General features: G+C 70.9%; 23 protein-coding genes. 6 read left to right on the top strand and 17 right to left on the bottom strand.

Annotated elements, in window-relative coordinates; translation table 11 throughout:
- Nucleotides 1–286 precede the first annotated feature (286 nt).
- The 14 genes from DEI86_RS15840 to DEI86_RS15770 form a co-directional block, all read right to left on the bottom strand.
- On the bottom strand, nucleotides 287–1,057 hold the full coding sequence (locus DEI86_RS15840; RefSeq protein WP_111009601.1) for a fumarylacetoacetate hydrolase family protein: 771 nt from the start codon (nucleotides 1,055–1,057) through the stop codon (nucleotides 287–289).
- A 9-nt stretch (nucleotides 1,058–1,066) separates the two neighbouring features.
- A complete protein-coding gene (locus tag DEI86_RS15835) occupies nucleotides 1,067–2,269 on the bottom strand; it encodes a branched-chain amino acid aminotransferase (RefSeq protein ID WP_111009600.1) in 1,203 nt (400 codons plus the stop codon).
- A gap of 44 nt (nucleotides 2,270–2,313) precedes the next feature.
- Nucleotides 2,314–3,375, bottom strand: coding sequence for a 3-isopropylmalate dehydrogenase (locus DEI86_RS15830; protein ID WP_111026151.1), 1,062 nt, complete (start codon nucleotides 3,373–3,375; stop codon nucleotides 2,314–2,316).
- A gap of 28 nt (nucleotides 3,376–3,403) precedes the next feature.
- A complete protein-coding gene (gene serA / locus DEI86_RS15825) occupies nucleotides 3,404–4,993 on the bottom strand; it encodes a phosphoglycerate dehydrogenase (RefSeq protein ID WP_111026152.1) in 1,590 nt (529 codons plus the stop codon).
- Between the two features lie 93 nt (nucleotides 4,994–5,086).
- Nucleotides 5,087–5,488 carry a hypothetical protein gene (locus tag DEI86_RS15820; RefSeq protein ID WP_111013415.1) on the bottom strand — a complete coding sequence of 134 codons (402 nt, stop codon included), beginning with the start codon at nucleotides 5,486–5,488 and terminating at the stop codon, nucleotides 5,087–5,089.
- Nucleotides 5,485–5,940 carry a hypothetical protein gene (locus DEI86_RS15815; RefSeq protein WP_111009596.1) on the bottom strand — a complete coding sequence of 152 codons (456 nt, stop codon included), beginning with the start codon at nucleotides 5,938–5,940 and terminating at the stop codon, nucleotides 5,485–5,487. Before DEI86_RS15815 ends, DEI86_RS15820 begins: the two co-directional genes overlap by 4 nt.
- On the bottom strand, nucleotides 5,937–7,112 hold the full coding sequence (locus tag DEI86_RS15810; RefSeq protein WP_111009595.1) for a mannitol-1-phosphate 5-dehydrogenase: 1,176 nt from the start codon (nucleotides 7,110–7,112) through the stop codon (nucleotides 5,937–5,939). Before DEI86_RS15810 ends, DEI86_RS15815 begins: the two co-directional genes overlap by 4 nt.
- A gap of 204 nt (nucleotides 7,113–7,316) precedes the next feature.
- A complete protein-coding gene (gene ilvC, locus DEI86_RS15800; RefSeq protein ID WP_111009593.1) occupies nucleotides 7,317–8,342 on the bottom strand; it encodes a ketol-acid reductoisomerase in 1,026 nt (341 codons plus the stop codon).
- A gap of 74 nt (nucleotides 8,343–8,416) precedes the next feature.
- Nucleotides 8,417–8,923 (bottom strand): acetolactate synthase small subunit, encoded by a 507-nt coding sequence (gene ilvN, locus DEI86_RS15795; protein WP_111009592.1) that lies wholly within the window; start codon nucleotides 8,921–8,923, stop codon nucleotides 8,417–8,419.
- Nucleotides 8,920–10,740 carry an acetolactate synthase large subunit gene (locus tag DEI86_RS15790; protein WP_111009591.1) on the bottom strand — a complete coding sequence of 607 codons (1,821 nt, stop codon included), beginning with the start codon at nucleotides 10,738–10,740 and terminating at the stop codon, nucleotides 8,920–8,922. Before DEI86_RS15790 ends, ilvN begins: the two co-directional genes overlap by 4 nt.
- A gap of 77 nt (nucleotides 10,741–10,817) precedes the next feature.
- On the bottom strand, nucleotides 10,818–12,512 hold the full coding sequence (gene ilvD, locus DEI86_RS15785) for a dihydroxy-acid dehydratase (protein ID WP_111009590.1): 1,695 nt from the start codon (nucleotides 12,510–12,512) through the stop codon (nucleotides 10,818–10,820).
- A 66-nt stretch (nucleotides 12,513–12,578) separates the two neighbouring features.
- Nucleotides 12,579–13,355, bottom strand: coding sequence for a trehalose-phosphatase (gene otsB / locus DEI86_RS15780; protein ID WP_111050148.1), 777 nt, complete (start codon nucleotides 13,353–13,355; stop codon nucleotides 12,579–12,581).
- Nucleotides 13,348–14,937: an alpha,alpha-trehalose-phosphate synthase (UDP-forming) gene (gene otsA, locus DEI86_RS15775; RefSeq protein ID WP_111050147.1), complete on the bottom strand. Its 1,590-nt coding sequence runs from the start codon at nucleotides 14,935–14,937 to the stop codon at nucleotides 13,348–13,350. Before otsA ends, otsB begins: the two co-directional genes overlap by 8 nt.
- Nucleotides 14,938–15,132: 195 nt before the next feature.
- Nucleotides 15,133–15,897 carry a fructosamine kinase family protein gene (locus tag DEI86_RS15770; protein WP_111050146.1) on the bottom strand — a complete coding sequence of 255 codons (765 nt, stop codon included), beginning with the start codon at nucleotides 15,895–15,897 and terminating at the stop codon, nucleotides 15,133–15,135.
- Nucleotides 15,898–16,015: 118 nt separating this feature from the next.
- Between DEI86_RS15770 and DEI86_RS15765 the strand changes: the two genes are divergently transcribed.
- Nucleotides 16,016–16,984, top strand: a complete 969-nt coding sequence (locus DEI86_RS15765) for a magnesium transporter CorA family protein (protein ID WP_220035637.1) — start codon at nucleotides 16,016–16,018, stop codon at nucleotides 16,982–16,984.
- A 46-nt stretch (nucleotides 16,985–17,030) separates the two neighbouring features.
- Here DEI86_RS15765 and DEI86_RS15760 read toward each other — a convergent pair whose 3' ends face one another.
- The gene (locus DEI86_RS15760) at nucleotides 17,031–18,188 is read right to left on the bottom strand and encodes an SLC13 family permease (RefSeq protein WP_111050145.1); all 1,158 of its coding nucleotides are present in this window, start codon (nucleotides 18,186–18,188) and stop codon (nucleotides 17,031–17,033) included.
- Between the two features lie 95 nt (nucleotides 18,189–18,283).
- On the opposite strand from DEI86_RS15760, the gene DEI86_RS15755 reads away from it, so the two are divergent.
- Nucleotides 18,284–18,481 carry a hypothetical protein gene (locus DEI86_RS15755; protein WP_111009585.1) on the top strand — a complete coding sequence of 66 codons (198 nt, stop codon included), beginning with the start codon at nucleotides 18,284–18,286 and terminating at the stop codon, nucleotides 18,479–18,481.
- Here DEI86_RS15755 and DEI86_RS15750 read toward each other — a convergent pair.
- Nucleotides 18,456–19,712, bottom strand: coding sequence for a mechanosensitive ion channel family protein (locus DEI86_RS15750; protein ID WP_111036569.1), 1,257 nt, complete (start codon nucleotides 19,710–19,712; stop codon nucleotides 18,456–18,458). The two genes, DEI86_RS15755 and DEI86_RS15750, sit on opposite strands and share 26 nt — an antisense overlap.
- A 113-nt stretch (nucleotides 19,713–19,825) precedes the next feature.
- Between DEI86_RS15750 and DEI86_RS15745 the strand changes: the two genes are divergently transcribed.
- On the top strand, nucleotides 19,826–21,382 hold the full coding sequence (locus DEI86_RS15745; protein WP_111026159.1) for an amino acid permease: 1,557 nt from the start codon (nucleotides 19,826–19,828) through the stop codon (nucleotides 21,380–21,382).
- On the opposite strand, the gene DEI86_RS15740 is transcribed toward DEI86_RS15745, so the two are convergent.
- Nucleotides 21,379–22,212, bottom strand: coding sequence for a DeoR/GlpR family DNA-binding transcription regulator (locus tag DEI86_RS15740; RefSeq protein WP_111050144.1), 834 nt, complete (start codon nucleotides 22,210–22,212; stop codon nucleotides 21,379–21,381). The genes DEI86_RS15745 and DEI86_RS15740 overlap by 4 nt on opposite strands.
- A gap of 154 nt (nucleotides 22,213–22,366) precedes the next feature.
- Between DEI86_RS15740 and DEI86_RS15735 the strand changes: the two genes are divergently transcribed.
- The 3 genes from DEI86_RS15735 to DEI86_RS15725 are packed head-to-tail and all read left to right on the top strand — an operon-like array spanning nucleotide 22,367 to nucleotide 25,553.
- Nucleotides 22,367–23,689, top strand: coding sequence for an extracellular solute-binding protein (locus DEI86_RS15735; RefSeq protein WP_146244974.1), 1,323 nt, complete (start codon nucleotides 22,367–22,369; stop codon nucleotides 23,687–23,689).
- Nucleotides 23,686–24,648, top strand: coding sequence for a carbohydrate ABC transporter permease (locus tag DEI86_RS15730; protein ID WP_111036573.1), 963 nt, complete (start codon nucleotides 23,686–23,688; stop codon nucleotides 24,646–24,648). The genes DEI86_RS15735 and DEI86_RS15730 overlap by 4 nt, the downstream gene beginning before the upstream one ends.
- A gap of 2 nt (nucleotides 24,649–24,650) precedes the next feature.
- Nucleotides 24,651–25,553 carry a carbohydrate ABC transporter permease gene (locus DEI86_RS15725; RefSeq protein ID WP_111050141.1) on the top strand — a complete coding sequence of 301 codons (903 nt, stop codon included), beginning with the start codon at nucleotides 24,651–24,653 and terminating at the stop codon, nucleotides 25,551–25,553.
- The last annotated feature ends 73 nt before the right edge of the window (nucleotides 25,554–25,626 follow it).

Raw genomic sequence — 25,626 nt, 5'->3', positions numbered from 1 at the left:
CGCTCCGGGACACTGTCCCGGCCGCTCCGCCGCACCTTTGGGGTGACGAGTGATTACTTTACGCACCACCCCACCACCCAGCAAACCACCCCACATCCCGGGCGTGTCGCGAAGTTGTCCCATGCAACCACCGGGCTGTCCGCTCCTGGTTCCGCGCCCCGATCGTGGTCTGCGGAGCCGCGAACGCCGCGACCCCGGCACCGTGGCGGTGTCGGGGTCGAGGGCCGGGTCGGCCGGCGTCGGGGCTCGGTTCGGCGGCGTCGGAGCTCGGTTCGGCGGCGTCGGGTCAGCGTCGCGCGACGACCGGGTTGGTCAGCGAGCCGATGCCGGACACCGTGACCTCGACGATCTCGCCGTCGTTGATCGGGCCCACACCCGCCGGGGTCCCGGTGAGGATGAGGTCCCCGGGCAGCAGGGTCCAGATCGAGGACACGAACTCGATGAGACTCGGGATGTCGTGGATCATCTCCGAGGTGGACGCCGCCTGCCGGATGTCGCCGTCCACGCGGGTCTCCAACCGGACGTCGGACGGATCGAGGTCCGTCTCGATGACCGGGCCGATCGGGCAGAACGTGTCGAAGCCCTTCGCCCGGGTCCACTGTCCGTCGCGGGCTTGGAGATCACGGGCGGTCACGTCGTTGGCCACGGTGTACCCGAGCACGACGTCCGCGAAGTCCTCGCGACGGACGTTCTTCGCCAGGGACCCGATCACGACGGCGAGCTCGCCCTCGTGGTCGACCCGCCCCACGTCCTGCGGCAAGCGGATCTGGTCGTTCGGGCCGATGATGGCCGTGTTCGGCTTGAGGAACACGATCGGGTCCTCCCCCGCGCGCTCATCCATCTCGGACACGTGCTCGGCGTAGTTGAGCCCGACCCCGATGACCTTCGACCTCGGGATCACCGGAGCGAGGAGCGTCGCGGTCCGCAGGTCCACCCGCTCCCCCGTCGTCTCGAACCCCTGGTACAGCGGGTCGCCCGCCAGGACCACGAGCGCTCGCTCGTCGAGGATGCCGTAACGGGGGTCCTCCCCCGGGGTGCTGAACCGTGCGATCTTCACGTGTCGACCCTACTGAGCCGCTGCCTCGTCGGTCCCGGACTCCGCGGAGCGGAGGGCATCGTCGCCCGCGTCGCCGACGGACGCCGCGCCCGGTTCGGTGAGCTGCACCATCCACCCGTGCGGGTCGGGGCGTCGCCCGTACTGGATGTCGGTGAGCTCCTGTCGCAGGGACATCGTGAGCTCGCCGGCACCCTGGGTCGGGGACCCGATCGTGATGTCCTCGCCCCGCAACTCGGCGATCGGGGTCACGACGGCAGCCGTTCCGCACGCGAAGGCCTCGGTGATCGTGCCGTCGGCGACCCCGTCGCGCCACTCGTCGAGGGCGACGCGACGGCGCTCGACGCGCAGGCCGCGGTCCTCCGCGAGCTGCAGGATCGAGTCCCGCGTGATGCCCTCGAGGATGCTGTCGGAGTCCGGGGTGACGAGCGTGCCGTCGGACCGGACGAGCACGACGTTCATCCCGCCGAGTTCCTCGAGGTACCGCCCCTCGACCGAGTCCAGGAACATCACCTGCTGACAGCCATGCGCGTAGGCCTCTTGCTGCGGCAGGAGCGACGACGCGTAGTTCCCACCGGTCTTCGCCGCTCCCGTGCCGCCCTTGCCCGCGCGGCCGTACTGCGTCGACAGCCAGATCGAGACCGGCTTGGGACCCGAGGTGAAGTACGCCCCGGCCGGCGAGGCGATCACGTGGAACTCCACCTGCTGCGCGGCGCGCACCCCGAGGAAGGCCTCGGTCGCGATCATGAACGGCCGGAGGTACAGGCTCGTCTCGTCCGCCGACGGCACCCACTCGACGTCCGTCGCGACGAGGTGCCGGATGGCCGACACGAAGTCCTCGACCGGGAGTTCCGGCAGCGCCAGGCGTTCGGCGGACCGCTGGAACCGACGAGCGTTCGCCTCGGGTCGGAACCCCCAGACGGAACCGTCGGCGTGCCGGTACGCCTTGAGGCCCTCGAAGATCTCTTGCGCGTAGTGGAGCACGCTCGCGCTCGGGTCGAGCACGAGGGGCCCGTACGGATGCACGCTCGCGTCGTGCCAGCCGGACTCGACCGACCAGTGGATGGTCGCCATGTGGTCCGTGAAGAACTTGCCGAACCCCGGGTCGGCGAGGATGGCCTCCCGTTCGGCCGCCGCGCGGCGGTCGGCGGAGGGGACCGTCCGGAACGCCGTGGTGAACGCCGTGTCGGTGCTGGTGGGTGTCGTGCTGGTCATGGTGTCTCCTGGGGACGGAGCGGTCGGTTCGGGGGACGCCGGGGTCAGGCCGCGGTGGTACGCGCGACGGCCGCGGCGATCGCGTCGCCGATCTCGGCCGTGGAGCGCGACGTGGCGCCGCGGCCCGCGATGTCCGCCTCGACCGCCCGCGTGATGGTCTCGGCCTCGGCCGTCCGACCGTGGTGGTCGAGCAGCAACGCGACGGACAGGATCGCGGCCGTGGGGTCGGCCCGCTGCTGACCCGCGATGTCGGGCGCGGACCCGTGGACCGGTTCGAACATGCTGGGGAAGGTGCCGTCCGGGTTGATGTTGCCCGAGGCCGCCAGACCGATGCCGCCGCTGATCGCGCCGGCGAGGTCGGTGATGATGTCGCCGAAGAGGTTGTCCGTGACGATGACGTCGAACACACCGGGCCGCTGGACCATGTGGATGGTCACGGCGTCGACGTGCTGGTAGTCCACGGTGACCTCGGGGTACTCGGCCCCGACGGAGGCCACGGTCCGCTGCCAGAGGTCGCCCGCGTGCACGAGGACGTTGCTCTTGTGCACGAGCGTCAGGTGGTGGCGAGGGCGACGACGGGCGAGGTCGAACGCGTACCGCACGACGCGCTCCACGCCGAACGCGGTGTTGAGGCTCACCTCGGTCGCGATCTCGGCCGGGGTGCCCTTGCGGATCACTCCGCCGTTGCCGACGTACGGCCCCTCGGTGCCCTCGCGGACCACGACGAAGTCGACCTCGCCGGGATCGGCGAGGGGGGAGGCGACGTCCGGGTAGACGCGCGTCGGTCGGAGGTTCACGTAGTGGTCGAAGGCGAAGCGGAGGCGCAGGAGGAGACCGCGCTCGATGATCCCGCCCGCGAGCCGCGGATCGCGGGGGTCACCCCCGACCGCGCCGAGCAGGATCGCGTCGTGCCGGGCGATCGCGGCGAGGTCGTCGTCGGTCAGGACCTCCCCCGTCTCGAGGTAGTGCCCGGCCCCGAGGGTGTACTCGGTCCGTCGGACCGCGTCGGGCCCGACCGCGGCGTCGAGGACCTTGAGGGCCTCCTCGACGACCTCGGGGCCGATGCCGTCGCCACGGATCACGGCGAGGTCGATGGTGTCCGTCATGCGGGGCCTCCTGGTCGTGCTACCGCGGTCACAGGGTGATGTCGATCTCGCGCAGCGACTCGGCGTCGATCGCGGCGCGGACGCGCTCGAGGATCGGGCTCGGCACGGGCGAGTCCACGGTGAGGACGCTCAGCGCCTGGCCGCCAGCGGCACGCCGGGCGATCTGCATCGCCGCGATGTTGATGCCCGCGTCCCCGAACTCCTTGCCGTACACCGCGACGATCCCCGGACGGTCCGTGTAGACCATGACGACGTGGTGCTGCGCGAGCGGGACCTCGATGTCGTAGCCGTTGACCTCGACGAGCTTGGCCACTTGCTTCGGACCCGTCAGGGTCCCCGAGACGCTGATCGCCGGACCGTCGGACTGGGCGCCGCGGATGGTCAGCACGTTGCGGTACTCGGCGGTGGCGGGGTCCGTGATGAGCCGCACCGTGATCCCGCGCTGCTCCGCGAGGAGCGGCGCGTTCACGTAGCTCACCTGCTCGCTGACGATGTTCGTGAAGATGCCCTTGAGCGCCGCGAGCCGGAGGACGCTCACGTCGAACCCGGCGAGCTCGCCGTGCACCTCGACGTCGACACTCGTGATCGAGGTGTCGGCGAGGCTCGCGAACACCTGCCCGAGCTGCTCCACGAGTGGGATGCCGGGTCGCACGTAGGGGTCGATGACACCGCCGGCGACGTTGACCGCGTCCGGCACCAGCTCGCCGCCGAGTGCGAGTCGGACGCTCTTCGCGACCGAGACGCCCGCCTTCTCCTGGGCCTCGTCCGTCGAGGCCCCGAGGTGCGGTGTGACGACGACGTTCGGCAGCGCGGTCAGGGCGTCGTCGGTCGGCGGCTCGGTGACGAAGACGTCGAGGCCAGCGCCGGCGATGGTGTTCGCGGTGAGCGCGCGCCGCAGGGCGGCCTCGTCGATCAGGCCGCCGCGGGCGACGTTGACGACGAACGCGGTCGGCTTCATGAGGGCGAGCTGGTCGTCCGAGATCATCCCGACGGTCTCGGGGGTCTTCGGCATGTGGATCGTGACGAAGTCGCTCCGGCGGAGGAGGTCCTCGAGTGACACGAGCTCGACGCCGAGCTGCTGCGCGCGGGCCGGGGTGACGTACGGGTCGTAGGCGATCACGGAGACGCCGAAGGCCTGCAGCCGTGCGGTGATGAGGGCGCCGATGCGACCGAGGCCGATGATGCCGACGGTCTTCTCGTAGAGCTCGACACCCGTGTAGGCGGAACGCTTCCACGCCCCCTGCGACAGCGATGCGTGGGCCGCTGGGATGTGCCGGGCGAGGCTGAGGATGTGACCGACCGTGAGCTCGGCCGCCGAGATGATGTTCGACGTCGGCGCGTTCACCACCATGACCCCGGCAGCCGTGGCGGCCTTGATGTCGACGTTGTCGAGACCCACCCCGGCGCGCGCGACGACCTGCAGGTGCGGCGCAGCAGCGATCGCCTCGGCGTCGACCTTGGTGGCGGATCGGACGAGGATCGCGTTCGCGTCGGCCAGCGCGGCGAGGAGCGCGGGGCGGTCGGTGCCGTCCACGTTCCGGACGTCGAAGTCGGGCCCGAGAGCCTCGACGGTCGCTGGTGAGAGTTCTTCGGCGATCAGGACGACCGGCTTTGCCACAGGTGGGTTCCTTCGGGGAGGGGGCGGTGGGGTCGCGACGCGGGACGACGCGCATCCCATGCTATCGACGGGCCGAGCGCGTTACGACGGGTGTCAGCCGCCCACGCGCAGCGTCGCGGAGACGTACTGGAGGACGTCGAACCAGAGCGCCGCGACCGCGCAGAACGCCGCGAGGAACACGACGACCGTCCGGACGAGGTCCGTGCGCCGAGTGACGAACCACGCCACCGCGTACAGGACGGGTGCGATGGCGACGTCGATGACGAGGGCCACCCAGGGCACGCTCGTCTGCAGTGCATCGCCCCCGTTGCGCCGGAGGAACGCGTTGTTCGCCGAGAGGGTGGTCGTCACGCCGACGAAGTTGCCGATCGCCTGCCACAGCACGTACGCGAACAGGACGGCGGCGACGACCCACACCACGACCTTGCCGAGCGTCACGCCCGTGGTGTCGGGAACGGCCGACGACGACGTGTCGTCCGAGGGCACCGCGCTCACCCGAAGCTCCTCGTCAGGACGAACGGCCACGGGAACAGCACGAGCGCCCCCGCGACGAGCCAGAGGACCCGCGTCCGCGGGCGCCGGCCCTGCCCGAGCCACAGGGTGGCCGCGAACCACAGGGCCGGGGCCATGATCGCGAGGACCCGGAGGCCCTCTGAGAAGACGGCCGCCGCGGACGTGCCGGGATCGACCGGCAACGCGCCCGCACTGACGAGCCACGCCACCGTGTACAGCAGGTACACCCCACCGAGGACGCCCAGACCGACGAGCGATCCGGACGCGAGGGGCTCGTCACCGGTGCGGGCCCGCGGCGCCCTCGGTGCGCGGAGTTCGTTGGCCGGTGCATCGACGTAGGTGGCGTCCTGCTCCGCACCCCAGCTCAGGGCCTCGGCGTCGTCGTGGTCCGCACCGCCGTCCGGCGGGGACCCGACGTCCTTCGGGGTGGTCATGACTCCAGTGTAGAAGCGACCACCGAACGGACCGCCGGGAACAGGGGGTGGCTCTCCATGAGTCCCGTGAGGATCTCGGTGAGGGCGTGGGCGGTCGCCCCGGACCGCAGCAGCGCGTGCAGCTCGAACGACTCCGGGTCGTCGGGGTCGTCGAACTCGAGGGCGACCCGGACGGCGCCGAGCAGGTGGTCGACCGGCATGCCGCGTTCCGCCAGCTGCGCGGCGGGACCGATGAAGCGCTCACGACGCCCGAGTTTGCGGAGCGGGTTGCGTCCGACCCGCGCCGTCGTGTCCGGGAGGAGCGGGTTGGCGATGCGGACGAGGTTCGCCTGGACGTACCGGCGGTGCTCCTCCGGGTCGAAACCGTGCTTCGCGACGAGCAACGCGGTGGTCTCGTCGAGGACGCCGTCGACCTCGGCCCGGACCAGGTCGTCCTCGAGGGCCTCGCGGATGAGCCGGATCCCGCGGACGAAGCCGTGGTAGGCCGCGGTCGCGTGGGCGGTGTTCACCGTGTAGAGCTTGCGCTCCACGAACGGCTGCAGGTCGTCCACCCACGTGACGCCCTGGATCGCCGGGGGCTCGGCGTCGACGCCGGAGAACGGCGTCCGCTCGATGACCCACTCGTAGAAGGGCTCGAGGACGACGTCGAGGCCGCCGGACTGTCCGAGCACGCCGGTCTGCTCCGGCACGATGCGGTCGATCGCGCAGTTCGCGAACACCGCGTCGATGTCGTGGTCCTCGAGGGCGGGCGATCGCCGGACGCTCGCGTGCAACGAGTCGGTGGCGTTGATGGCGTTCTCGCATGCCACGACGGTGACCACGCCCGCTCCGGCCGGCCGCGCGGCCAGTCCCTCGGCGATGAACGGCGCCACGAGGGGCAGTGTCCGCGCGCCGACCGCGGTCGTGACGACGTCCGCGCCGGCGATCGCCTCGACCACGCGGTCGCGCTCGCGCTTGCTGTTGAGGGCGGCGAAGCCCTCGACCACGCGGTCGATGGGGTCGTCACCGACCTCGTGGACGACGAAGCGGCCGGACTCGTTCAGGGCGCGGACGACGCGGTCGTCGACGTCGACGAAGGTGAGGTCGTACCCGCTGGCTGCGAGGAACTGGCCCACGAATCCGCGCCCGATCTTGCCGGCGCCGATGTGGACCGCACGTCTCGTCACCGCCATTCGAGCATCTTCCCATGCCGGGAGGCCGCGACTGACCACGACGGACGACCCAGCGGGTGCGATCGGTGCGCCGAGGACGCCGGCCGGAGGGCGGCGTGCGCGGGGGTGCTGGAGGAGAGGAGCTGCATGTCGTTCGGGTCACGTCGCGAGGCGACGGTGCGCGTGGTGCGCACCGTCGCCTCCTCGTCGAGTGCTGGCAGGAGCCTAGCGGGCGGCCGAGCCGTCGACGTAGTCGCTGTCGGTCTGCTTCCACGCGAAGAGCTTGCGCAGCTCGCGACCGGTCGCCTCGATCGGGTGCCCCTCGCCCTTCTCGCGCAGCGCCGTGAACTCCGGCGCACCGGCGTCCTGGTCCTCGATGAAGCGCTTGGCGAAGGTGCCGTCCTGGATGTCGGCGAGGACCGCCTTCATGTTCTCCTTGACGTGCGGGTCGATCACGCGCGGGCCCGAGACGTAGTCCCCGAACTCGGCCGTGTCCGAGATGGACCAGCGCTGCTTGGTGAGCCCGCCCTCCCAGATGAGGTCGACGATGAGCTTGAGTTCGTGCAGGACCTCGAAGTAGGCGATCTGGGGCTGGTAGCCCGCCTCGACGAGGGTCTCGAACCCGTACTGGATGAGCTGCGAGGTGCCACCGCAGAGGACGGCCTGTTCGCCGAACAGGTCGGTCTCGGTCTCCTCCGTGAACGTCGTCTTGATGCCGCCGGACCGCAGACCGCCGATGGCCTTGCTGTAGCTCCAGGCGAGGTCCCACGCCTGGCCCGAGGCGTCGACCTCGACCGCGACGATCACGGGCACGCCCCGGCCGGCCTCGTACTCACGGCGCACCGTGTGGCCCGGGCCCTTCGGCGCGACGAGCACGACGTCGACGCCCTCGGGCGCCTGGATGTAGCCGAAGCGGATGTTGAAGCCGTGCCCGAACACGAGCGCCTTGCCGTCGGTCAGGTTCGGCTGGATCTCGTCCGCGTACACGTGCCGCTGCACCTGGTCCGGCGTCAGGATGACGATGACGTCGCCCCAGGCGGTCGCCTCGGCCGGGGTGTGCACGGTGAACCCGGCCTCCTCGGCCTTGCTGCGGCTCTTGGAGCCCTCCTGCAGGCCGATGACGACCTCGACGCCCGAGTCGCGGAGGTTGAGCGCGTGCGCGTGGCCCTGCGAGCCGTAGCCGATGACCGCGACCTTCTTGCCCTGGATGAGCGAGAGGTCGGCGTCGGCGTCGTAGACGATGTCAGTCACGGTGGTGGTTCTCCTTGTCGGTTCGGTGTGTCCGGTCCGGGGGTCCGCGGTGTGCCGCCCCGGGGTCATGTCGACTACGCGCGGGGGACGCGGTCGGTGATGCTCTTCGGGCCTCGGCCCATGCCGAGGAGGCCCGCCCGCGCGAGCTCCTTGATGCCGTACGGCTCCAGCACGCGCAGGATCGCCTGGATCTTGCCCGGGTCACCCGTGACCTCGATCACCAGGGAATCGGTCGCGACGTCGACGACGCGCGCCCGGAACAGGTTGACGGCCTCGAGTACCTGGGAGCGCGTCTGGTTGTCCACCCGGACCTTGACGAGCATGTGCTCCCGCTGCACGGACTGCGAGAACTCGAGCTCGACGATCTTGATGACGTTGACGAGCTTGTTCAACTGCTTCGTCACCTGTTCGAGCGGCAGGTCCTCGACGTCGACCACGACGGTGATGCGGGACAACCCCTCGACCTCGGTGGACCCCACCGCGAGGGACTCGATGTTGAACCCGCGCCGCGCGAACAGGCCGGCGACGCGCGTGAGCAGACCCGGCTTGTCCTCGACGAGGAGGGACAGGACGTGGCTCATGCGGGCCTCCCGGTCATGTCGGCGTCCTCGTCGTCCCAGCTCGGGGCGAGGTCGCGTGCGTGCTGGATCGCGGAGTTGCTGACCCCCTGCGGCACCATCGGCCACACCATGGAGTCGCGGCTGACGACGAAGTCGATGACGACGGGCCGGTCGTTCGTGGCGAGGGCGAGCCGGATCGCGTCGTCGATCTCGTCCTCGCGCTCGACGCGGATGCCGAGCGCACCGTAGGCGTCGGCGAGCTTGACGAAGTCCGGTACCCGTCGGGACGCGTGCCCCGTCTCGAGGTCGGTGAAGGAGTGCCGGCCGTCGTAGAACAGCGTCTGCCACTGTCGCACCATGCCGAGCGACGAGTTGTTGATGATCGCGACCTTGATCGGGATGTCGTTGATGACGCAGGTCGCGAGCTCCTGGTTCGTCATCTGGAAACAGCCGTCGCCGTCGATCGCCCACACGACGCGGTCGGGCTGCGAGACCTTCGCGCCCATGGCGGCGGGGACCGAGTAGCCCATCGTCCCCGCGCCGCCCGAGTTGAGCCAGGCGTGGGGGCGCTCGTACTGGATGAACTGCGCCGACCACATCTGGTGCTGACCGACCCCGGCCACGTACACGCCTTCCGGCCCGGTGAGCTCGCCGATGCGGCGGATGACGGCCTGTGGCGCGAGGAGGCCGTCCTGCGGGGCGGCGTACCCGAGCGGGAACTGCTCACGGAGCCGTCCGAGGCGCTCCCACCAGGCGTCGAGGGACGCGCGGTCGGCGACGGGGACGTCCTGCCACGCGGCCAGGAGGTCGGTGAGGACCTCTTTCGCGTCGCCCACGATCGGGACGTCGGCGAACCGGATCTTCGAGATCTCGGCGGGGTCGATGTCGACGTGCACCACCTTGGCGTCCGGCGCGAACTCGTCGATCTTGCCCGTGACGCGGTCGTCGAACCGGGCCCCGAGCGCGACGATGAGGTCGCTCTCCTGCAGTCCGAGCACCGCCGGGACCGTGCCGTGCATGCCCGGCATCCCGAGGTGCTGCGGGTGCGAGTCGGGGAACGCCCCGCGAGCCATGAGGGTCGTGACCACCGGGACGTGCGTGGCCTCGGCGAGTCGCAGCAACTCCGCCGACGCACCGGACCGGATGACGCCGCCGCCCACGTAGAACACGGGCTTGCTCGACTCGGCGATGAGCTGCGCCGCGGCCGCGATCTGCTTGCCGTGCGCCTTGGTCACCGGGCGGTACCCCGGCAGGTCGACCCGCGGGGGCCAGACGAACGGCGCCGAGTTCTGCTGGGCGTCCTTCGTGATGTCGACGAGCACCGGACCGGGACGTCCCGTCGTCGCGATCTGGTAGGCCGCCGCCAGCGTGCTCGGGATGTCCTCGGGCTTCGTGACGAGGAACGAGTGCTTCGTGATCGGCATCGTGATGCCGACGATGTCGGCCTCCTGGAAGGCGTCCGTCCCCATGAGCGTCGAGAACACCTGACCGGTGATCGCGATGAACGGAACGGAGTCCATGTAGGCGTCCGCGATGGCGGTGACGAGGTTCGTCGCGCCCGGACCCGACGTCGCGATCGCGACCCCGACCCTCCCGGACGCCGCCGCGTAGCCCTCGGCCGCGTGGCCGGCGCCCTGCTCGTGGCGGACGAGGACGTGGCGGATGGCCGTCGAGGCCATGAGCTCGTCGTAGAACGGGATGATCGCGCCGCCCGGCAGCCCGAAGACGTCGGTGATGCCGAGGTGTTCGAGGGACCGCAGGACCGCGCCGGAGCCGGTCAGGACCTCGGGTGCGCGCCGCGTCCCCGCGGCGGAGAGCGGAGTGGCTTCCGTGGGCATGGCACTTCCTCTGGTGTGGAGCGGCGCGGTCCGCGGGGACGGCGCCGCCGTCGTGGTGCGAGGGTGGAGGTCGGCGCTCAGCCCGTGACCGCGCCCTGGGCGGCGGACCGGACGAGCTTCGCGTACTTCGCGAGGACACCGCGGGTGTACCGCGGGGGAAGCGGTGCCCAGCCGTCGTGGCGGGCCTCCAGCTCGGCAGGGTCGACCAGTAGGTCGAGCGTGCGAGCGGCGATGTCGACGCGGATCTGGTCGCCATCGCGCACGAAGGCGATGGGACCTGCGTCCACTGCCTCCGGTGCAATGTGGCCGATGCACAGGCCGGTTGTGCCGCCCGAGAATCGTCCGTCGGTCAAGAGTAGTACATCCTTGCCGAGGCCCGCGCCCTTGATGGCGGCGGTGATCGCGAGCATCTCGCGCATGCCCGGGCCGCCCTTCGGGCCCTCGTAGCGGATGACGACGACGTCGCCCTTGCCGATCCGGCCCTCGGTCAGGGCGTCCATGGCGGCGCGCTCCCGGTCGAACACGCGGGCGGGGCCCTGGAAGACCTCGGCGTCGAAGCCGGCCGTCTTGACGACCGCGCCCTCGGGCGCGAACGAGCCCTGGAGGATCGTCAGGCCACCCGTGGCGTGGATCGGGTCGTCGAGCTTGCGCATGACCTTGCCGTCGAGCTCCGGCGGATCGATCTCGGCGAGGTTCTCGGCGAGGGTCTTCCCCGTGACCGTCAGGCAGTCCCCGTGCAGCAGACCCGCGTCGAGGAGCGCCTTCATCACGACGGGGATGCCGCCGTTGCGGTCGACGTCCACCATGACGTACTGGCCGAAGGGCTTCATGTCGGCGATGTGCGGGACATTCGCGCCGATGCGGTTGAAGTCGTCGAGGGTCAGCTCGACCTCGGCCTCGTGCGCGATCGCGAGCAGGTGCAGGACGGCGTTCGTCGAGCCGCCGAGCGCCATGAGCACGGTGATCGCGTTCTCGAAGGCCTCACGGGTGAGGATCTGCCGTGCGGTGATGCCGAGGCGGAGCATCTCGACCACGGCCTCGCCGGAGCGGTGCGCGTAGTAGTCCCGACGACGGTCGGCCGACGGCGGCGCAGCCGACCCGGGGAGGCTCATGCCGAGGGCCTCGGCGAGGGACGCCATCGTGTTGGCGGTGTACATCCCGCCACAGGCGCCCTCGCCCGGGACGATCGCACACTCGATCTTCTTCAGCTCTTCCTCGGTCATGGTGCCCGCCTTGCAGGCCCCCACACCCTCGAAGGAGTCGATGATCGTGACCTGCTTCTCCGAGCCGTCGGCCTGCTTGACGTAGCCGGGCATGACGGAACCGGCGTAGAGGAACACGCTCGCCAGGTCGAGCCGGGCCGCCGCCATGAGCATGCCGGGGAGCGACTTGTCGCAGCCGGCGAGGAGGACCGTGCCGTCGAGGCGCTCCGCGTTCACCACGGTCTCGACGCTGTCGGCGATGACCTCGCGCGAGACGAGCGAGAAGTGCATGCCCTCGTGGCCCATCGAGATGCCGTCGGACACCGAGATCGTGCCGAACTGCAGCGGGTACCCGCCGCCGCCGTGCACGCCCTCCTTCGCCCCCTGCGCCAGACGGTCGAGGGAGAGGTTGCAGGGGGTGATCTCGTTCCAGGACGAGGCGATGCCGATCTGGGGCTTGTCCCAGTCCGCGTCGCCCATGCCGACCGCCCGGAGCATGCCACGCGAGGTGGTGGCTTCGATCCCGTCGGTGACAGCACGGCTGCGGGGCTTGACGTCGATATCAGGCATGGAGCGAGTCTAGATGCAGTTGGTACACCAACCGGACGCGGGGCCGTGCGCGAGCGGACGGGAGCGTCAGCGGAAGGCGCGGGCGCGCGCCAGCGCCTGCAGCACGGGCGTCAGGGCAGCAGGGTCGGCGACGCGGTGCGCCGCGCGGGTCTCCCCCGGTCCGACCTTGATGCCGACGTCGCCGGCGTCCTGGTCGAGCGCCCGGAAGCCGTCCTCGTCGGTGACGTCGTCGCCCGCGAACAGGACGCGGTCGGCGTCGAGGAGCGCACGCAGCCGCTCGACGGCGTCGCCCTTCGTGGCGTCGCGCACCGCGAACTCGAGGATGTCCTTGCCGTCGCGCACGTGGACGTCGGGGAACGCCGCGAGCACCGTCGCCCGGGCGTCCTCCACGGCCGCTCGGGCCTCGGCCGGACCGACGCGACGCGTGTGCACCCCGAGGCCCGCGGGCTTGTGCTCGATGTGGACACCGGGATGGCGTTCGGCGACCGCATCGAGGAGCGCGCCGATCCGATCCACGGCCGCGAGTTCGTCGGGCGACAGCGCGGCCTCGTCGTGGCCGTCCACCCGCCACTCGACGCCGTGCGACCCGACGAGGGACATGCCGTCGGGAGCGTGCGTCACCCGTGCCAACCCCGCGAGCGGGCGGCCCGAGACGAGGACGACGTGGGTGTCGCGTGCGCGGTCGAGGGTGAGCGCCGCGGCCCAGGAGCCCGGCAGGGCCGCCACCGCTGCCGGATCGTCCGCGAAGGGCGCGAGGGTGCCGTCGAAGTCGAGGGCGACGAGCAGTGACCGCGCCCCGCCCAGCCGCTCGATCGCGCTGTCGAGCGAGGGAGCCTCAGGCATCACGCGCCTCCACCGGCGTGGTCTGCGCGAGTTCGTCGACGTGCTCGTCACCGGGGTCGGTCGCCTCGGGGTCGATGCCGCCGCCCGGCGCGTGCCGGTCGAGTGCCTCGATGAAGGACCGCGACCACCGCGCGACGTCGTTGTCCCGCACGCGCTTGCGCAGGGCGCGCATGCGGGTCGCGCGCTCGCGCTGTGGCATCTGCATCGCGCGCACGATGGCGTCCTTGAGCGCGCCGATGTCGTGCGGGTTGACGAGCAGGGCCTGGCGGAGCTCGTCGGCGGCACCGGCGAACTCGGACAGGATGAGCACGCCCTGGTTGTCGAACCGGCTCGCCACGTACTCCTTGGCGACCAGGTTCATGCCGTCGCGGAGCGCCGTGACGAGCATGACGTCGGCGGCGAGGTAGAGCGCCACCATCTCCTCGCGCGGGTAGCCGTGGTGGAGGTAGCTGATCGGCTGGTGGCTGATCGTGCCGAGGTCGCCGTTGATGCGACCGACCGTGAGCTCGATCTCGTCGCGGAGTGCCCTGTAGGTGTCGACGCGCTCGCGGCTCGGGCTCGCGACCTGCACGAGGGTGGCGTCCTCGACGTCGATGCGGCCGTCCTCGAGGAGCTCGCCGAAGGCCTTGATGCGGTGTCCGATGCCCTTGGTGTAGTCGAGTCGGTCGACCCCGAGGAGGACCGTCTTCGGGTTGCCGAGTCCTTCGCGGATCTCGCGGGCACGGGCCTGGACCTCGGGCCGTCGGGCGATGTCCTCGTAGCTCTCGGCGTCGATCGAGATCGGGAAGTGCCGTGCCTCGACGTGCCGGACGGTGATGCCCCGTCGCGAGCGCGGGGCGTCCGGGTCGTCCACCGGGACGTCGACGATCGCACCCTTGGTCGTGTGGCCCTTGATGTGTCGCACGGCGCGGAGGAAGTTCGAGGCGTCGTCGTACCGCTGGAACCCGATGACGTCGGCGCCGAGCAGGCCGTCGATGATCTGCGACCGCCAGGGCAGCTGCGCGTAGATCCCGACCGGCGGGAACGGGATGTGGTTGAAGAAGCCGATCGTGACGTCGGGACGGAGTTCGCGGATGAGCTGCGGGACGAGCTGCAGCTGGTAGTCCTGCACCCACACGACGGCGTCCTGGTCGGCGACCGCCGCCGCGGCCTCGGCGAACCGCTGGTTCACGCGCCGGTACGCGTTCCACCAGTCGCGGTGGTACGTCGGCTGCTCGATGACGTCGTGGTACAGCGGCCAGAGGGTGTCGTTGCTGAAGCCCTCGTAGTACTCCTCGATCTCGGCGTCGGACAGCGGCACCGGCACGATGTGGATGCCGTCGTTCTCGAAGGGGTCGAGGTCGACGTCGGGCTGGCCCGCCCAACCGACCCACGCGCCGTCGTTCGCGCGCATCACCGGTTCGAGCGCGGTGACGAGCCCGCCCGGCGAGTGCCGCCACCCCTCGGTCCCGTCCTCGTCGACCACGCGGTCCACGGGGAGGCGGTTCGACACCACGACGAAGCCGAACCGGTCCGTCGAGGCCGTCCGGTCGGGGGTCGGCGTCGTGTCGGTGGGCTCGGCTTCCGGGGGGACTGCAGACATTGGTGCGGGCTCTCCGTTCTGGTCCCGCCGACCGGCGACGGGAGGCGCCGGACGTCGCACGGGCGCGGGAGGCGCTCGGCACCCGTCGCGGCGGCGGGCCGGTCCAGGCTAGCAGCGGGCATCCAGGCTGCCCGGGGGCGGACGTCGGGCCGATGGAGCCGGGGCGGCGGCGGGGCGGACGAGGGGCGAGGGACGTCACTGCAGCAGCGCGGCCGTCCGCCGCGCGGCGTCGACGAGCGCGTGCCCGTACGACCGTCCGTAGCCGGCCGCGTGCACCGCGAGCGGGTGCAGCTGGTGCAGCGGGATCCGCTCCCGCCAGCCGGGACGGAGGGGCCCGTGCTCCTGGTACCCCGCCACGACCTCGTCGAGGTACGGGCAGCCGAAGAGGTCGAGCATCGCGAGGTCGGTCTCGCGGTGCCCGCCGTGCGCCGCGGGGTCGATGAGCACGACGCCGCCCGGCGTGAAGACGACGTTGCCGTTCCAGAGGTCGCCGTGCAGTCGCGCGGGCACGTCGTCGTCATCGAGCGCCCCGTCCGCGACGGCCTCGAGCACCCTGCGGACGGCGGCGTGCTCGTCATCCGTGACACTGCCCGCAGCACGTGCCAGGTCGAGGAACGGTGCAACGCGCTGCTCCGCGTAGAAGCGCCCCCACGACGACGACGGCCGGCAGGACTGCGGCCGCTTGCCGATGAAGGTCGGGCCGTCCCACCCCTCGGGCGGCGCACCGAACGCCGCGGCGCCGGCGTCGTGCGTGCGGGCGAGGTCGTGGCCGAACCGGCGAGCGACACCGGGCGACGGCCGGACGTCGGACAGCTCCTCGAGGTCGATGTGGCGCCGTCCGACGTCGAGCACGGCCGCGACCGCGACGCCGCCAGCGGCACCGAGCCACGTCAGTCCCGCCGCCTCCGCCGCGAAGAAGCCGTCGGGAGCGTCGGACCGCCGTTTCGTGAACACCGCCATGCGCCCAGCCTGCCCCGTCCCGGCGACCGACGAGGGCCTCCCGGTCGACACGGGTCTCGCCGTGGGCCCGGACGCGCCAGGCACCGGGCCGCACGTGGGCCTCAGTACGATGACCGGCATGGTGCGGACGCGGATGTGGCGGAACGGGACGGTCGCGGCCGAGGACTTCCCGGTGGAGGACGTGTCCGACCACCTCGAGCGTCCTGACGAGGTGGTGTGGGTCGACTTCACGGACCCGACGGCCGACGAGCTGGCGCGCATCGAGGACGAACTCGGCATCCACGCGCTCGCGAGCGAGGACGCACTCGAGCCGGGGCAACGGCCGAAGCTCGACCGGTACCACGGCGCCCTGTTCCTGGTGGCGTACGACGTGACGTGCTCGCGCGGCGGCACCGACCTGGTGACGCACGAGGTCAAGGCGTTCGTCACCGAACGCGCCGTCGTCACCATGCACGCGCCGGGCTTCGACGCGCAGGAGTTCGTGCGCCGCTGGGACGCCAACGACGACCTGGCCGGCCACGGTGCCGCGTTCCTCGTGTGGGGCGTCCTCGACGTGCTCGCGGACCACGCCACCGCGACGGTCGAACAGCTCGAGGACCTCATCGACCACCTGGAGGACGACCTGTTCGAGGTGTCCGCGCAGACGTCCCACATCCAGCGGCGGTCGTTCGCGCTGCGGAAGGCGCTCGGGACCCTGCGGCGGCTCGTCGGGCCGCAGCGCGAGGTGATCCAGACCCTCGTCCGTGGTGACGCGACGCAGGTCAGCGACGGACTGCGACCGTACTACCGCGACGTGGCAGACCACATCACGTCGGCCACGGAGCAGGTCGACCAGCTCCGTGAGTCGGTGTCGAGCGTGCTCGAGACGAACCTCAACCTCGCGTCGAACCGCATGAACCTGGTCATGAAGAAGGTGACGAGTTGGGCGGCGATCATCGCGATCCCGACCGCCATCACCGGGTGGTTCGGGCAGAACATCAAGTTCCCCGGCGAGGGCGCCTGGTCCGGGCTCGTCGCGTCCGCCGTGCTCATCGTCGTGTCCTCGGTCGCGCTGTACACCGTGTTCCGTCGGCGCGACTGGCTCTGACGCCGACGACGGCACGACCGGCCCACCCCGGGGGTGCCACCGGCGCTCAGCGGGCGACGAGGACCGCCGCGACGCCCGCCACGACGGTGAGCGGGGCGACGACGCACCCGAGCGCCGCGTAGCGACCCCACGACAGCGCGATGCCCTCGGCGCGGAGCCGTGCGTGCCAGAGCAGCGTGGCGAGCGACGCCCACGGCGTCACGAGGCACCCGGCGTTCACCCCGACGAGGAGCGCCGCGTACCGCACGGCCGCGTTGCCCGCCGCCGGCTCGAGCACGAGGTACGCGGGGAGGTTGTCGATCCCGTTCGCCGCCAGCGCACCCGCGCCCGCGAGCCCCAGCAGGGACCCGAAGCCGTCACCGCCGTGCAGCGCCCGGACGAGCGGATCGGTCGAGCCGGCTGCATGCAGTGTCTCGACGGCGACGAACAACCCCGCTGCGAGGATGAGCGGCTGCCACGGAACACGAGCGGGGCGGAGCACGTCGGGTCGGCGGACGGCGGCGACCACCACGAGGACCGCGGCCGCGGCGAGCGCCGCGACCCACACGGTGACGCCGGCGGTCAGCGCCACGACGAGGGCCGCGAGGACCGCGGAGGCCGCGACGAAGAACACGCGGTCCTCCGGTCGGCGCACGGGCGGGGGCGCGTACCCGCCGCGCAGCCGGTGACGGAACACGACGAGCAGCACGACGCACGGCACGAGGACCCCCGCGAGCGCCGGCAGCGCCATGAGCCCCGCGAACGCCGGCGGCCCCGCCAGTCCGATGCGCGAGACGGCGAGCAGGTTCGTGAGGTTCGACACCGGTAGGAGCAACGACGCGGTGTTCGCCAGCCACACGGTCGTGAGCGCGAAGGGCATCGGCGGCAGCTGGACCCGCCGAGCGAGGGCGATGACGATGGGGGTCAGGAGCACCGCGGTCGTGTCGATCGAGAGGAACACCGTGCACACGACCGCGAGCACGACGACGGCTGCCCAGAGCCCGAGGGTCCGGCCACGCCCGACCCGGGCCGCGAGGTCGGCCAGCCGGTCGAACACGCCCGCGTCCGCCGCGAGTTCGGCGACGATCGTGAGGCCCAGCACGAACGCCAGGACCGGGACCACCCGGTCGGCCAGCGCGAGGAGCGTGGGCACGGGCAGGACACCGACCACGACGCACACCGCTCCGGCGACGAGGAGCAGCGCCCCGATCGCGGCCTGACGCACGGGGCCTCCTGGTTCGTCCTGATCACCGTCCGCTGCGGACGGCGCTCCACCATACCCACGGGTAGCGTGGCCTGGAACGACACCAGGAGGCACACGTGCGGAAGTTCTTGTTCAACGGATCGGTGCTCAGCGCGCTCTTCAGCGGGTGGAGCGTCCTGCAGACGACGCGGAAGGGACCGCGCGACTGGCGCCTCGCCCTGACGTGGGTCGCGTGGCTCGCCACGACGATCGTCGCGGTCGGCACCGTCATCGAGGACGACCGGATGATCAAGGGCCGGCAGCAGGTCCGCTAGCGTCCCGCGGGTCGTGGGGCGCCCGCCGGGTGCGCTGCCACGCGGCGTCGGCGGGCGGGATCTGGTCCGGCCGGATGCCGGAGGTCTGGATCGGTCCCGTGAAGAGCGCGGCGCGGTCGCTGCCCTCGTCGCCCCCGAACAGGGCGGAGCTCGTGGCGGTGGACGGCTCGCGCCGCGACCGCGGTCGGTCCGGCGTCGGGTCGACCATCATGACCCGTTGCAGCGGCAGCGCATCGGGGTGCGTGCGCTGGATCCAGGCGATCATCTCCTCGCGGACGTAGCAGCGGAGGTCGAACAGGCCGGGTGCGTCGTGCGCCGTCACGAGGATCCGCACGTGTACGAGCCCGTTCACGGCGTCGGTGACCTGCAGGACCTTGGTGCGCCCGTCCCAGAGGTCCGTCGTCACCAGGATCCGGTCGAGCTCCGTCCGCATCTGGCCCGGGCTCACCCGCCAGTCGAGGTCGAAGTCGACGCTCCCGAGGAGCTCGCTGCTCGTCCTGGTCCAGTTCTCGAACGGCGTCGTCGTGAAGTACGTCGAGGGCAGCATGAAGCGCCGGTCGTCCCACAGGTGCACGACGACGTAGGTGAGCGTGATCTCCTCGATCCGGCCCCACTGCTGCTCGACCACCACGACGTCGTCGACCCGGACCGCGCCCGAGAACGCGAGCTGCATGCCCGCGAACACGTTGCCGAGGGTGGACTGCGCCGCGATGCCGGCGATGACACTGATGAGGCCCGCGCTCGCGAGCACGCTCGCGCCGGCCGCCTCGATCCCCCGGAACGTCAGGAGGATGGAGCCGACGGCGATGACGACGACCACGACGACGGTGAGCCGCCGGATGATGAGCACCTGCGTGCGGATCCGCCGCGCGACACGGTTGTCGGGGACGTCCACACGGTAGCGGTGCAGACCGAGGTCCTCGAGGAAGATCGCGAGCTCGCACGCCAGCCAGGCACCCGCCGCGATGGTCACGATGAGGAACCCGTGGGTGACGTCGTCCCGCCACGGGTAGAGCCGGGCGTCCGGCCGGATGGAGGACGCGAACGCGGTCCAGAGGAACGCGACGAGCAGCACCGTCCGGGTCGGGTGCTTCGTGCGGCGCGACAGCACGGCCGCCCATCGGCCTCGGCGTGCGAGGGCTCGGAACACCAGGTGGAGGACGAGCGCCGTCGCCGCGGTCAGGAGCAGCGCGAACCCGACGGCGACGAGGAGACGGATGAGCGGTGCCATCCGTCCATGGAACCACGCTGACACGTGGCGACGGCTGGACGACGACCGTCGCGCAACCGTCGCTGCCCCCTGGTCCGGGAGCACGTCCGGCAGCTCGTCGGTACGGTGGCGGGATGACCGCGCAGGACCACAGCGACACCGGACGGCCACCAGCGAACGACACCGGACGGGCGTCCGGCAACGACTTCGCCCACGAGCAGGAGGGGTTCCAGCACGGCCTGAAGCCCCGGCAGCTCCAGATGATCGCCATCGGCGGAGCGATCGGCACGGGTCTGTTCCTCGGCGCCGGCGGTCGGCTGCACTCCGCCGGACCCGCACTGGCGGTCGTCTACCTGATCGCGGGGATCTTCGCGTTCTTCATCCTCCGCGCGCTCGGCGAGCTCGTGCTGCACCGTCCGTCGTCCGGCTCGTTCATCTCGTACGCGCGCGAGTTCTACGGCGAGAAGTTCGCGTACGCGGCCGGGTGGATGTACTTCCTCAACTGGGCCATGACGTCGATCGTCGACACCACCGCCGTCGCCCTGTACCTGCACTACTGGGCGGGCACGCGCGCGATCCCGCAGTGGGCGCTCGCCCTGGTGGCCCTGCTCGTCGTGCTCGCCGCGAACCTCGTGGCGGTCAAGGTGTTCGGCGAACTCGAGTTCTGGTTCGCACTCATCAAGGTCGCTGCGCTCGTGGCGTTCCTCGTGATCGCACTCATCTGGCTGTTCTTCGCGTTCCCGGTGCAGACCGGCGGCGCGAGCGTCCACACCGGCTTCTCGATCTGGGGCGACCACGGCGGGCTGTTCCCGACCGGGCTCCTGCCCGCGGTGCTCGTCGTGCAGGGCGTCGTGTTCGCCTACGCTGCGATCGAGCTCGTCGGCACGGCGTCCGGCGAGACGCAGGACACCGAGAAGGTGATCCCCCGCGCGATCAACTCGGTCGTGCTCCGGATCGCGGTGTTCTACGTCGGCTCGATCATCCTGCTGTCGCTGCTCCTGCCGTACACGTCCTACAAGGAGGGCGTCAGCCCCTTCGTCACGTTCTTCTCGTCCATCGGCAACCCGCAGGTCGGGCACGTCGTCGGATCCGTCATGAACTTCGTCGTGCTCACCGCAGCGCTGTCGTCTCTGAACGCCGGGCTGTACTCCACGGGCCGGGCGCTGCACTCGATGGGCATGAACGGCTCCGCGCCGAAGTGGACGACGAAGATGTCGAAGGGCGGGGTGCCGTTCGCGGGCATCCTGCTCACGGCCTGCTTCACGCTCGCCGGTGTCGTGCTCAACCTGTTCGTGCCGAGCCAGGCGTTCGAGATCGTCCTCAACGTGTCGGCGCTCGGGATCGTCACCGCGTGGGGCACGATCATGCTCTGCCAGATGCGACTCCGGGTCTGGGCGAAGCAGGGCCTGGCGAAGGAGCCGACCTTCCGGCTCCCGGGCGCCCCGGTGACGTCCTGGCTGACGCTCGCGTTCCTGGTGTCCGTGCTCGTGCTCATGGCGATCGACTGGCCGATCGGCACGCTCACGATCGCGTCGCTCGTGGTGATCATCCCGCTGCTCGTGGTCGGGTGGTTCCTCCAGCGCGACCGGATCCTCCGCATCGCGTCGCTCCGGGAGGGCGTCACCGGTCCGTACCCGGTCACGGGACGCGACCCGCGCGCACAGGTCCGCCGCCGCGAGGACCGCTCCTAGCCGGCAGCGGCCGCGGCGACCAGTTCCACGACGGGACCGGCCTGCGCGAGCCGGTCCCGGTCCTCCCGGCCGAGGCGGTCGTCGGTCACGACCGTGTCGGCGACGTCGACCGGTCCGATCACGGCGAACCCGGTCCGACCGAACTTGCTCGAGTCGGCCGCTGCGATCACGGCGTCGCTGACGGCACACCCCTTGCGCTTCACCGCGGCGTCGTCCGGGTCCCACTCCATGAACCCCGCCTCGAACGACACCGCGCTCGCCGTCATGACGAAGTGGTCGAAGCGGTGGAGGCCGAGGTAGTCGAGCGTGTCGGGGCCGATGAACGACTGCTCGCCGTGCCGCACCGCGCCGCCCGGCATCCGGAGCCGCACGGTCGGCGAGGACGCGAGCTGCGCCGCGATCCGCAGGGAGAGCGGGCACACGGTGACGACCCGGTCCGCGAGCGCCTCGGCGACGGCGAGGCCCGTCGAGCCCCCGTCCAGGAGGACCGTGTCTCCGTCCGCGACGAGCCCCGCGACCCGCGCGGCGATCGCTCGTTTGACCTCGACGTTGGTCTTCGCGCGTGCCGCGAACGGCGGCTCGTAGCCGCTCCCGACGGGGAGGGTCGCACCGCCGCGGACGCGCTTGACGAGCCCTTCCGCGGCGAGTTCGTCGAGGTCGCGCCGGACCGTCATCTCCGTCACGGAGAGCAGTGCGCCGAGGGCCGCCACGTCGAGTCGGCCGTCTCGGCGCAGCACCTCGAGGATCGCCCCGTGGCGCTGCTCCTTCGATGCACCGCCGCGGACGCTGCCGCTCCCGCTCCCGCTCCCGCTCCCGCTCCCGCTCTTCACGCTGGCACTCTATCGAGGTCGAGACCGAGATCGAACATGTGAACAGTGTGTTTCAACGGTTGTGCTGTTCGATCACGGAACGCTATGTTTCCGCTACTTGTTCATTCGAACTCCACATGTGTTCGTTCCCACGGTCATCGACGAGGAGACCCCGATGCGTTCCAGTCCCCGAACCACCCCGCCGAGGCGCCGACTGGCGGCGTCGGTGGCCTCCGCGGCCATCGGCCTGCTCGCGCTCACCGCATGCAGCAGCGGTGCGTCATCGTCCGACGCGTCGGACGGCCGCATCCACCTGACCATGTACCAGCAGTGGGGCGGTGGACACGAGCAGGCCGTCCTCGACCGACTCATCGAGCGGTACGAGTCGCTGCATCCGCGCGTCGAGATCACCGAGACCCCCGTGACGAACAACGCGAAGATCCTCGCGTCGATCACCGGTGGGGACGCGCCCGACATCGTCGACCTGGGCAACTCGCTGCCGCTCGGCGGGTGGGCCGCGGCCGGCGCCCTGCAGCCACTGGACCGGTACATCAGGGCCTCCGGCCTCGACACGAGCACGTACATCCCCAGCGCGATGCGTGCGATGACCTCGAACGGCAAGACCTACGGTCTCCCGTTCCAGGTGTTCACCTCCGGCCTCATCTACAACACGAAGCTGCTGGCGGAGGCCGGGATCACGAAGCCGCCGACGACGCTCCAGGAACTCGCCACCGACGCCGCGAAGCTCACCGAGCGGAACGCGGACGGCACGATCACGCAGATGGGATTCCTGCCGACCTACCCGGGCCCCGACCAGGGCCAGACCTGTCCCCTCATCTCCTACGGCTACGCGTTCGGCGGCGGCTGGACGTCGTCCGACGGCACCGCGACGCCGACGCGCGCCGCGAACGTCGCGGCCCTGACGTGGGAGCAGTCGTTCTTCAAGCGCTACGGAGTCGCGAACGTGCAGAACTTCATCTCGAGCGCAGGCTCGTACCTCACGAGCAGCGACCCGCTCGAGTCCGGCAAGCTGGCGATGATGTTCGACGGCCCCTGGTCCGTCCAGTACGCCTCGGACAACCGGTCCGCAGCTGCCGGTGACCTCCGGGTCGTGCCGCTGCCCGCCTCCTCGACCGCGCCGTCCCGCGCCGGCAGCACGTACGTCGACGCGAACGCCCAGGTGATCCCGACCGGCGCGGAGCACCCGAAGGCCGCGTTCGACTTCATCAAATGGGAGACGACGAACGCGTCGGAGACCGCCAGCTTCTCGGACACCGTCGGCAACATCCCGCAGCTCAAGGACACGCCGTCGTTCGCGCTCGCGTCCGACCCGCAGTTTGCGAAGTACATCGGCATCGCGAAGAGCGCCAACGCACGGAGCTGGACCCAGACCGCGACGAGCTCGAACTACGGCACGCAGCTCTGCGAGGCGCAGGACAACGCGCTCCTCAACGGCCAGAGCGCGACGGCAGCGCTCGAGGCGGTGACGGGACGGTGAGCGGCATCGCCTCCATCGCCCCACGTCCCGAGTCCGAGGTGGCCGGGCAGCGCGTCCCCGCTCCCGCGCGGGCCCGTCGCCGCCGCGGCATCCACAGCGACGGACGCCGCGTGGTCTGGTACCTCGCACCCTGGTTCGTCGGCACGGTCGTCCTCGTCGCCCTGCCGACCGTGCTCGCGGTGTACTGGAGCTTCACGCGGTACGACCTGTTCTCGAGCCCGGAGTGGGTGGGCCTGCAGAACTACACGACGCTGTTCCACGACCCGGTGTTCATCAAGTCGGTCACGAACACGCTGTACATGACCGTCATCGGGGTCGTCGCCGGCACGGCCATGGGCCTCGGCTCGGCGGTGCTCCTGGCGGAGCAGGGCCGCACGAACACCGTGCTGCGCGCCGTCGTGTTCATGCCCGCCGTGGTCCCGCCGGTCGCGACGGGGATCGTCTGGACCTTCATCCTCAACCCCGAGTACGGACTCCTCGACGCGGGTCTCCGCGCCGTCGGACTCGCTCCGATCGGGTGGCTCAGCGACCCGGCCCACGCGAAGCTCGGGCTCGTCATGATGGTGCTCTGGGGCTCGGTCGGCCAGGTCATGATCACGTTCGTCGCCGCGCTGCACGAGGTGCCCGAGGACGTGCTCGAAGCGGCCTCGCTCGACGGAGCCGGACGGTTCCGAACGTTCTGGAGCGTCGTGTTCCCGACCCTGCGGCCCGTGCTGCTCTACAACGTCGTCATCGCCACGCTGTTCTACTTCCAGTTCTTCGAGCAGGCGTTCGTCGTCAACCCGTCGGACCTCGGCGCCCCCGGACAGTCCACGCTGACGTACGCGGTCTACCTCTACCAGCAGGCGTTCACGTTCCTCCGGATGGGCAGCGCAGCCGCGATGAGCGTGCTGCTGCTCCTCGCCTCGAGCCTCGTGATCGTCGTCTTCTTCGCCATCAACCGTCGTCTGGAGCGCTGACCATGGCAACCGACCTCCTCGTCGCGCCCCGACCGACGGCCGCACCCCGGGCCTCCCGGACGTCCCGCCGGTTCACGTCCGGCGCACGACTCACCGCGGGGATCGTGCTCGCGATCCTGTTCCTGATCCCGGTCCTGTGGATGGTCACCGGCGCGTTCAAGGACACCACGAGCGTCACGGCCAGTCCCCCACAGCTGCTCCCGCACACGTGGCACCCGGGCAACTTCGCCGACGCGATCACGTCCATCGACTTCTGGACGTACCTGCGCAACAGCGCCGTCGTGACCGTCGTCACGGTGATCGGGACACTCCTGGCGTGCGTTCCCGCGGCGTACGCGTTCGCCGTCTTGCAGTGGCGTGCCAAGGCGCCCGTGTTCGGCGTCGTGCTGTTCAGCATGATGCTGCCGTTCCCGGCGATCATGGTGCCCTGGTACCTCATCTTCAAGCAGCTCGGGATGATCGGGACGCTCGCCCCGCTCCTCCTGCCGCCGTTCGCCGCGCAGTTCGTCACGCCGGCGTTCTCCTCGGCCCTCGCGATCTTCCTGCTCCGCCAGTTCCTGCAGCAGATCCCCGGCGAGATCGTCGAGGCCGCGAAGGTCGACGGTGCGGGCAGCTTCCGCATCCTCGTGCAGATCCTCATGCCGCTCGCCCGACCGGTGCTCGTGACCATCACGATCATGACGGCGTTGAGCAGCTGGACGGCGTTCGTCGGCCCGCTCATCTTCCTCAACGACGCCTCGCTCGACACGCTCTCGCTCGGACTGCAGCAGTACCAGAGCCACCACTTCACCGCCTACAACCTGCTCCTGGCGGCGTCGACGCTGTTCATCATCCCGGTGCTCGCCGTGTTCCTCGCCGGCCAGCGGTACTTCACTGCCGGCGCGACGCAGGGCGCCGTCAAGTAGCGGACCGCGCCTGCCCGACCCCGGCCCGCCGGCGGTCGTCCGGGAGGCCCGTCCCCCTTCCGGTCTCTTATAC

It is taken from the genome of Curtobacterium sp. MCBD17_028, from assembly GCF_003234875.1.
GTDB lineage: Bacteria > Actinomycetota > Actinomycetes > Actinomycetales > Microbacteriaceae > Curtobacterium.
This window is presented reverse-complemented; position numbering and strand designations above follow the sequence as displayed.